Annotated in this window: 3 protein-coding genes; 2 read left to right on the top strand and 1 reads right to left on the bottom strand. The window is 73.7% G+C overall.

Translation table 11 applies throughout. From position 1 onward, the window contains the following. On the bottom strand, nt 1–5,065 hold a 5,065-nt coding region (locus tag ACFP2V_RS25015; protein ID WP_381216753.1), incomplete at its 3' end, for a beta-ketoacyl synthase N-terminal-like domain-containing protein. Between the two features lie 256 nt (nt 5,066–5,321). Here ACFP2V_RS25015 and ACFP2V_RS25010 point away from each other — a divergent pair. Both ACFP2V_RS25010 and ACFP2V_RS25005 read left to right on the top strand, forming a co-directional pair. Beyond that, a complete protein-coding gene (locus ACFP2V_RS25010; RefSeq protein ID WP_381216750.1) occupies nt 5,322–6,770 on the top strand; it encodes a WGR domain-containing protein in 1,449 nt (482 codons plus the stop codon). Between the two features lie 206 nt (nt 6,771–6,976). After that, nucleotides 6,977–7,699, top strand: coding sequence for an FAD binding domain-containing protein (locus ACFP2V_RS25005; RefSeq protein WP_381216747.1), 723 nt, complete (start codon nt 6,977–6,979; stop codon nt 7,697–7,699). The last annotated feature ends 52 nt before the right edge of the window (nt 7,700–7,751 follow it).

Below are 7,751 nucleotides of genomic sequence, written 5' to 3'. Positions count from 1 at the left end.
GGCCGAGGAGGACCACGGCCTGTGGACGGACGTCACCGCGGTCGGCCGTGACCGCCCGTACGCCGAGGGCCGCGAACCCGTCCGCCGTCCGGCGCACCGCCGAGGCGTCCGCTCCGGTCACCAGCACCGGGCCGGAAAGGCCGGTAAGGGGGAGGTCGTCGCCGGACAGGGGGGCAGGCCGCCACTCGACGCGGTGCAGCAGTCCGCGCGCATCGGGCTCGGGCCAGTACCTGCGCCGCTGGTACGGGTACGGCGGCAGCGGCACCCTGCGGTTCCCCGCGTCGAGCGCCGTACGGTCGAGGGGCACCCCGCGTACCCACAGCCGCGCCACCGTCTCCATCAACTCCCGGGCCCCGCCCGGAGCCTCGCCGCCGTCGAACGGTGCTGCGGGGGCGGGCACCACAAGGGCGCCGTGCGCCGCGCCGTCGGCCCGGCGCCGGGCGGCCACCGCACGGATCGGCCCCGCGAGGTTCTCACCCGCCCCGAGTTCCACGAACGTGTCGTAGCCCTCGTCCAGCAGACGCTCCACGGCCCGGCCGAACAGCACCGGCCGCACGGCGTGTTCCCGCAGATGGTCCGGATCCATCCGAGGCTGCCACTCGGCGGTGAGCGTACTCATCACCGCGAGTTCGGGAACCGACACCCGCAGCCCGCGCGCCGCAACGCTCAAGGCGTGCGCGACCGGCTCCATCAGGGGCGAGTGGAAGGCATGCGGCACCCGCAGCGGACGGACCGTCGCGCCGTGCGCGGTGAGCCGCTCCGACGCCCGCCGGACCGCGTCCGGAGAGCCGGACAGCACCAGCCGGCCGGGACCGTTGTACGCCGCCACCGCGAGGTCGCCCAGGGACGCGGCCACCAGCGACTCCACCTCGCGTTCCTCGGCGCCCCGTACCGCCGCCATGGCGCCCGGTGCGGTCGACCCGCCCATGAGCCGCCCCCGTTCCGCCGCGAACAGCACCGCGTCGGACAGCGACAGCATGCCGCCGACGCAAGCAGCCGCCAGTTCGCCGACGCTGTGCCCGATCAGCGCGTCGGGTCGCACCCCCCAGGCCGTCAACTGCCGGGCGAGCGCGACACCGTGTGCCACCAGCAGCGGCTGCGCCACCTCGGTCGCGGCGAGTGCGTCGCCGTCGACGTCGCCGTCCACGCACCAGGCCGTCAACTCCCGCCCGTGCACGGCTCCCACCAGTCCCGACGCCTCGTCCAGCGTCGCGCGGTACACGGGTGCCGTGGCGTACAACTCCCGCCCCTGCCCCGGCCGCAGACCGCCCTGCCCGGGGAACACGTAGACGGTCCGGGGCCGGTGCGTCACCGTCCCGGCGGCCGCGCCCGGCACGGGCGAGCCGTCGGCGACGCGTACCGAGGCGAGCCGTTCGCGCAGGTCGCCGGCGGCCACGACGGCGAGGCGGTGCGGCCGTTCGTCGCGTGCGACGCCCGCCGTCAGACAGACGTCACCCTCCTCGAACTCCGGGTGGTCGCCCAGACGGTCCGAGATGCGCGCCGTCCACGCGTCGAGCCCGGCCGCGCTGCCCGCCGACAGGGTGAGCAGGCTCGGGCCGTGACCGTTTCGGTCCCCTGCCCGGTCGTCCCCGCGCGGCGCATCCGCCGTTCGCGGTGGTGCCTGCTCCAGGACGGCGTGCGCGTTGGTGCCGCCGAAGCCGAAGGCGTTGATTCCCGCCCTGCGCGGCCCGGACGACTCCCAGGCCGTCACCTCCGTCACCAGGGCGAACCTCGACTGCTCGACGGCGGGCGAGACCGGTGTGTGATGCAGCGAGGCGGGGAGGCGCCCGTGTCCGAGGGCCAGGACCACCTTTACGAGCGAGGGAAGTGCCGCCGCGTTCAGCAGGTGCCCGATGTTGGTCTTCACCGAGCCGAGCAGCCGGGGACGGCCGTCCGGGCGGGCCGGGAAGGCATGGGCGAGGGACCGCAGTTCGATCGGATCGCCGACGGCCGTACCCGTACCGTGGGCCTCGACGTACGAGACCGACGCCGGGTCGACCCCGCACTGCTCGTAGACACGGCCGATCACCTCGCGCTGACGCAGCGGGTTGGGTGCCATCAGGCTCAGCGACGTACCGTCGTTGTTGACGGCCGTACCGCGTACGACGGCCAGGACCTCGTCGTCGTCCCGCTGGGCCTCGTCGAGCCGCCGCAGGACGAGGACCGCGCCGCCCTCGCCGGGCACGAACCCGTCGGCCGACGTGCTGAAAGCACGGCTGCGTCCGGTCGGCGACAGGGCCTTGGCCGCCTCCAGGGCCTGGTGCGCCGACGCGGTGAGATGCAGGTTGACCCCGCCCACGACCGCGACGTCGCACTCGCCGTCCGCGAGACTGCGCCGGGCCAGATGCAGCGCCACCAGGCCCGAGGAGCACGCGGTGTCCACGGCGAGCGCCGGGCCGTCCAGGTCGAGGCAGTGTGCCAGCCGTGCGGCGACCAGGTTGGGGAGATTGCCGGTCAGGGCCGTAGCGGTCGGCGGCGTGCCGGCGGTGTCCGCGTCCGCCAGGAGCTGCCGGTAGCCGCTGTCGCCGACGGCGGCGAAGACCCCGGTCCGCAGGGCCCGGCGGCGGGGTCCGGCGTACCCGGCGCGTTCCAACGCCTCGTGGGCGAGCTCGAGGAAGACGCGCGCCTGCGGGTCCAGCGCGCGCGCCTCCGCGTCGCCGATGCCGAAATGGCCGGCGTCGAAGGCGGCGGGGTCGTCCAGGAACGCCCCCCAGCGGCCGGTCGCCTCGAGCCCCCTGGAGCCGCCCGTGTGCCGGCGGTCCGTGTCCCAGCGGCCCGGGGGCACCGCGGACACGGTGTCGCGGCCGGCGGTGAGCAGGTCCCAGAACTCCTCCGGCGTGTCGGCCCCCGGGAACCGGCAGGCCAACCCCACCACGGCGGTCGCGGACGCCCCGCCCGCAGCGGACGCGACCTCCTGCCCGCCCGTTTCCGCGCCGTCCGTCGAAGTGCCGCCCGCCCGTGCGCCGTCCGCCTCGACGACGTCCATGAGATGGTCGGTGAGCGTGGCGACCGTGTCGTTGCGCATCACCGCCGGACCCAGCGAGACACCGAGGGAACGTTCCAGCGCGGCGAGCGCCTCCATGGCCCGCAGCGAGGTGCCGCCCAGTTCGGCGAACCGGTCCCGGTCCCCGAACGACGCCTCGGGCAGCCCCAGGACCGCAGCCCATACATCACGCACCACATGACGCACGTCCTCGCGTGAACGGGGCACCGTACCCCGACTCCCGGACGACGACGGCCGCTGAGGCCGTTCCACCGGATCACCCACCCCGGCACCTGAGCCGGCTACGGCACCCAAGTCCGCCACTGCATCCGAGCCGGCCACCGCATCCGAGCCGGCCACCGCATCCGAGCCGGCCACCGCATCCGAGCCGGCCACCGCACCTGAGCCGGCCACCGCATCCGAGCCCGCCACCGCACCGGAACGAGCCGATGGCCGGTACCCGTCCGCCTCGAACCGGGACCGCATCCGCTGCCGCTGCACCTTGCCGCTCGTCGTCCGGGGGAACGCGGACGGCGGCAGCGCGAACACCCGCACGTCGTCGTGGCCCAGTGCCGCGCGGACCCGCCGCGCGACCCGGTCCAGCACCTCGGGCGCGGTACGCGGCGGCCGCGCCCAGGCGACGAACACCACCACCCGCTCCCCACCGGTCACCGGATCGGTCGACCCGACCACCACCGTCGTCCCGGCCGGCACCCCCGGTGTGCCGGACGCCACCTCCTCCAGGTCCGGGGCGTGGAACGTACGGCCGTTGACGAACAGGACGTCCTTGAACCGGCCACTGACACACAGCCGGCCGTCCCGGAGGAAGCCCAGGTCGCCGGTGCGCAGCCACCCGTCGGTGAAGGATTGCGCTGTCACGTCCGGCAGGCCGTGGTAGCCGCGTGCGATCTGCGGACCGCTCACCTCGATGTGCCCCACCCGCCGGTCGCCCAGCGGCCGGCCCGCTTCGTCGGTGATCCGCACCGAGCAGCCAGGAACCGGCACCCCGACGTCCATCAGCTCCACCGACTCCGCTGCGTCACCACCGGGCTCCCACTCCACCACGCGACCCTGGCCGAGGGCGGCACGTTCCACGGACACCGGCACGGCCACCTCGCCCAGCGGCGGGAACGCCACGGCCAGCGTCGCCTCGGCCAGCCCGTACACGGGTGTCGCCGCCCGCGGATCCAGCCCCGAGGCCCGGGTCCTGGCGGCGAAGTCCCGCCAGACCGTCGCCGATATCGGTTCGGCCCCCACCGTGATCAGCCGGACCGAGCTCAGGTCCAGCGCGGCGAACACCTCCTCGGGAACCCGGCGGAGGGTCAGCGCCAGCGCGAAGTTGGCGGCCGAGAGGACGGTGCCCCGATGCGCGGCGGCCACGTCGAACCACAGTCGGGGATTCTTCGCGAACGACAGGGGACCGATCTTCACCTGCTTGGCCCGCGCGGCCAGCGGCGCCAGATGCGTGCCGATGAGCCCCATGTCGTGGAAGTACGGCATCCAGCTGACCACCACGTCGTGCTCCGTGAGGGCGGATGCCTCGGTCAGCTGCCGCAGGTTCGCCAGCACGGCCGCGTGGGTCAGCTCCACGCCCTTGGGCGCCCCCGTGCTGCCGGACGAGAACTGCAGGAAGGCCAGTCCGTCCGGATCCGGTGCGGCGGGGGAATCCAGCGGCGGGCCCTCGCGCAGCGCGTCCAGCCGCAGGACCCGGGCTCCGTCCGGGAGTTCACCGGCCACCGGCGCACAGGCCGTGTCCACCACGACCGGGGGACGGCCGAGGTGCTCCCACACCGGCCGGACCCGCCGCACGTCGGGCGCGAGCGGCACCGGCACCAGACCGGCCGCGAGCGCGCCCCAGAACATGGGCTGGAAGTCCGCACTGTGCTCCGCGAGCACCGGAACGCAGGTGCCCGGCGCGACGCCCGCGACACGGAGACCGCCCGCGACGCGCAGCGACTCGGCCACGAGTTCCTGGAAGGTGACGGCCGTCTCGCCGCCGTCGCCCCGGACATGGACGATCAGCTGGTCGGGGGACTGGTGGGCGGCGTCCAGCAGGACGTCCAGCAGGGTCGCGGTGTTCATGGGTCCGTTCGTTCGTGGTGAGTCTGAAGCTGTGGACGCACGGGGGCGATGAGGGGATCAGGCGGGGAGGGGAGCAGCGGGACGAGAGGGGGCGTCGGAGCGGCGGAGGCAAGCGATATGTGGGACTCGCAGGAGCCGGGACAGGTTGCTTCCACGTATTGATCACCGGTGGGTCCATTGTCAGTGGTGCCGCCTACGGTTCGATCAGTGGGACCTGCCGGAACGGCCGGCGGCCCGTTCCGGGGAGGGGTCTGTCATGTCTGGCGGGTCGGTGTCGACGACGTATCTGGAGCTGTCGCAGGATGACGGCACCGCGCACAAGTTCTACGAGGTGATCGTCGACGCTCTGGTGGTGACCGTTCGTTACGGGCGGATAGGCGCCTCGGGGCAGACCCAGGTCACCAGCTTCCCCTCGGCCGCCAAGGCGCGGGCCGCAGCCGCCAAGAAGGTCGGTGAGAAGGTCCGCAAGGGCTATGCCCCCGCCGTCCCCGGGCAGCGCGCGCCGCGCGCGGTGACCCGGCGTCAGGTGACGTCCGCCCCGTCCACCGCGCGTGCCGTGGCCCCGGTGCTGTGGAGGTTCGGCACGGGCTCCGCGGCGTTCGGCATCCACGTCGACGACGAGCACTGCTGGGTCGGCAACCAGGCGGGCGACGTGTACACCCTGGGCCACGACGGTCAGGTGCTGGCCCGCTTCAACCTGCCGGACGGCGTGAAGTGCCTGGTCGCCGACGACTTCTGGATCTACGCGGGCTGCGACGACGGCAAGGTCTACGACCTGTCCTCCAAGTTGCCGTTCGCGGCGTACGACATCGCCGCGGACGTCGACATCTTCTGGCTGGACATCCACGAGGGCGTGCTGGACGTCTCGGGCCGCGACGGCAAGCTCACCGTCATCGACCACGAGGACGAGCACCAGTGGTCCCGCCGCAGCCGGGGCGACCACGCCTGGATGGTGCGCGCCGACGACCGGGCCGTCTACCACGGTCATCAGCAGGGCGTCACCGCCTACGCGCCAGACGGCGGCGGCGAGTTGTGGCACACCCCCACCCGCGGCGGCGTGCTGTTCGGCTGGCAGGAGGACGACACCGTGTACGCGGGCACGGCACACCGCGTGGTGCAGCGGCTGTCGAAGGCGAGCGGGGCCGTCGAGGCCACCTACGCCTGCGACGGCGCCGTGTACTCGTGCGCCACCTCGCCCGGCGGCCGGTTCGTGTTCGCCGGTGACGCGGCGTCGTCCGTCTACTGCTTCGACCAGGACGGCACCCGGCTGTGGAAGCTCGGCACGGGCGGCGGCTCGGCCCTGTCGATGCAGTACCGGGACGAGCGGCTGTACCTGGTCACCACCGACGGCTCGCTGGTGTGCGTCGACGCGAGCGAGGCGGCCGTCGCCGCCGCCCAGCAGGGCACGGTGCCGGTCGCGCGGGACGTCAAGCTCGCCGAGGCGCTGCCGGCCTACGCACCGGCCACGACAGCGAGCGCGGTGACCGCGGTGGCCCAGGCCCCGACCGGGGCGATCGTCGTCCAATGCGTTCAGGACTCCGGCCGCCTGCGCGTGCACGTGGTGTCCGAGGGGTACGACTCGTCGTGGAACGTGCAGTTCCCGCGCGCGATACGAGAGCCCGGAGCCCGCTATGTCGTGGACGCGCTGCACTCGGCGGCCGGCGGCTTCTACCGGGTCCGCGGTGACATCCGGCGACTGCTCTGACGTCCCCACGGCCGCTCGCGGGCGAGGGGACGCGGGGAGGTTTCCGGGGACCGGCGTCCGGCCCCCGGGGCGTACGACAGGCGCACACGGGGTTCGTATGAGCCCTGTACGCGCCCCCACGGCCGTACGGAGAATGCAGTGTCCATGATCATGCAGCGGAGTGGCCGGTTCCGTCGGCCGAAGTCCAGGAAAGCAGGTCGACCGCCGTGCTTTTGCGTCTGCCCACATCCCTGACCGAAGCACAGAACTGCATGGCCGAGGGAGCGGTGCCCATCGGCGGAGCCACTCTCGTGTGGGCGCTCTGGCAGCGGGACGGCTTCCCCGAGCAGGCGATGTCCCTGCGCAGCCTGCCGGAGGCCAACATGCTCGAGCACGAGGCGCTGGGAGCGGCCGTCCTGCTGCACCGCATCGACGACCGGGTGCCGGAAGTCCTGCGCGGTGCGGCCTCCACCGTGGGCACCGGAGCGGTGCGGCGGACGGCCACGGTCGGCGGCAACATCGTGGGCAGCACCCTGCGATGTCTGCTGCCGGCGGCGCTCGTCCTGGACACACGTGCCACGGTGCTGGACCGGGACGGAGTCTTCGAGACCGATCTGGCCGAGGTGGTGGCCAAGCGCCATCTGCTGCTCAGCCTGCGCTGGCGCGCCCCGATGACCAGCGGGTACCACAAGGCGCCCGCCGAAGCGGGCGGACCGCCGCCCCTCGTCGTCGCCACCGCCGTGCACGCCGAGGAGGACGGACGACGCAGGGTCCGCGTCGCGGTCCGTGACGGCTACGAGGTGATCGGCGGGAGCACGGACTGCACGGCCGGTACGGACGAGACGCTGCGGGCCCTGGACACCACGGACCTTGGGTCGCTCCCCCCGGAGCTCCGCGACGTGATGCGCCGGGAGGTGTCGGGGGTCCTTGGCCGGGCCGGCGACGGCTGACAGTGATGATGTTTGTGGTGACGCTGCGGGTGGGTCTGACCCTCCGGCTGAC

Source organism: Streptomyces incanus, assembly GCF_042656345.1.
GTDB classification, from domain to species: Bacteria; Actinomycetota; Actinomycetes; order Streptomycetales; family Streptomycetaceae; genus Streptomyces; species Streptomyces incanus.
This window is presented reverse-complemented; position numbering and strand designations above follow the sequence as displayed.

What these genes read in the sequence shown, in the direction of transcription:
- ACFP2V_RS25010 (WP_381216750.1), top strand. Translation starts at nt 5,322, where the DNA reads ATGTCTGGCGGGTCGGTGTCGACGACGTATCTGGAGCTGTCGCAGGAT.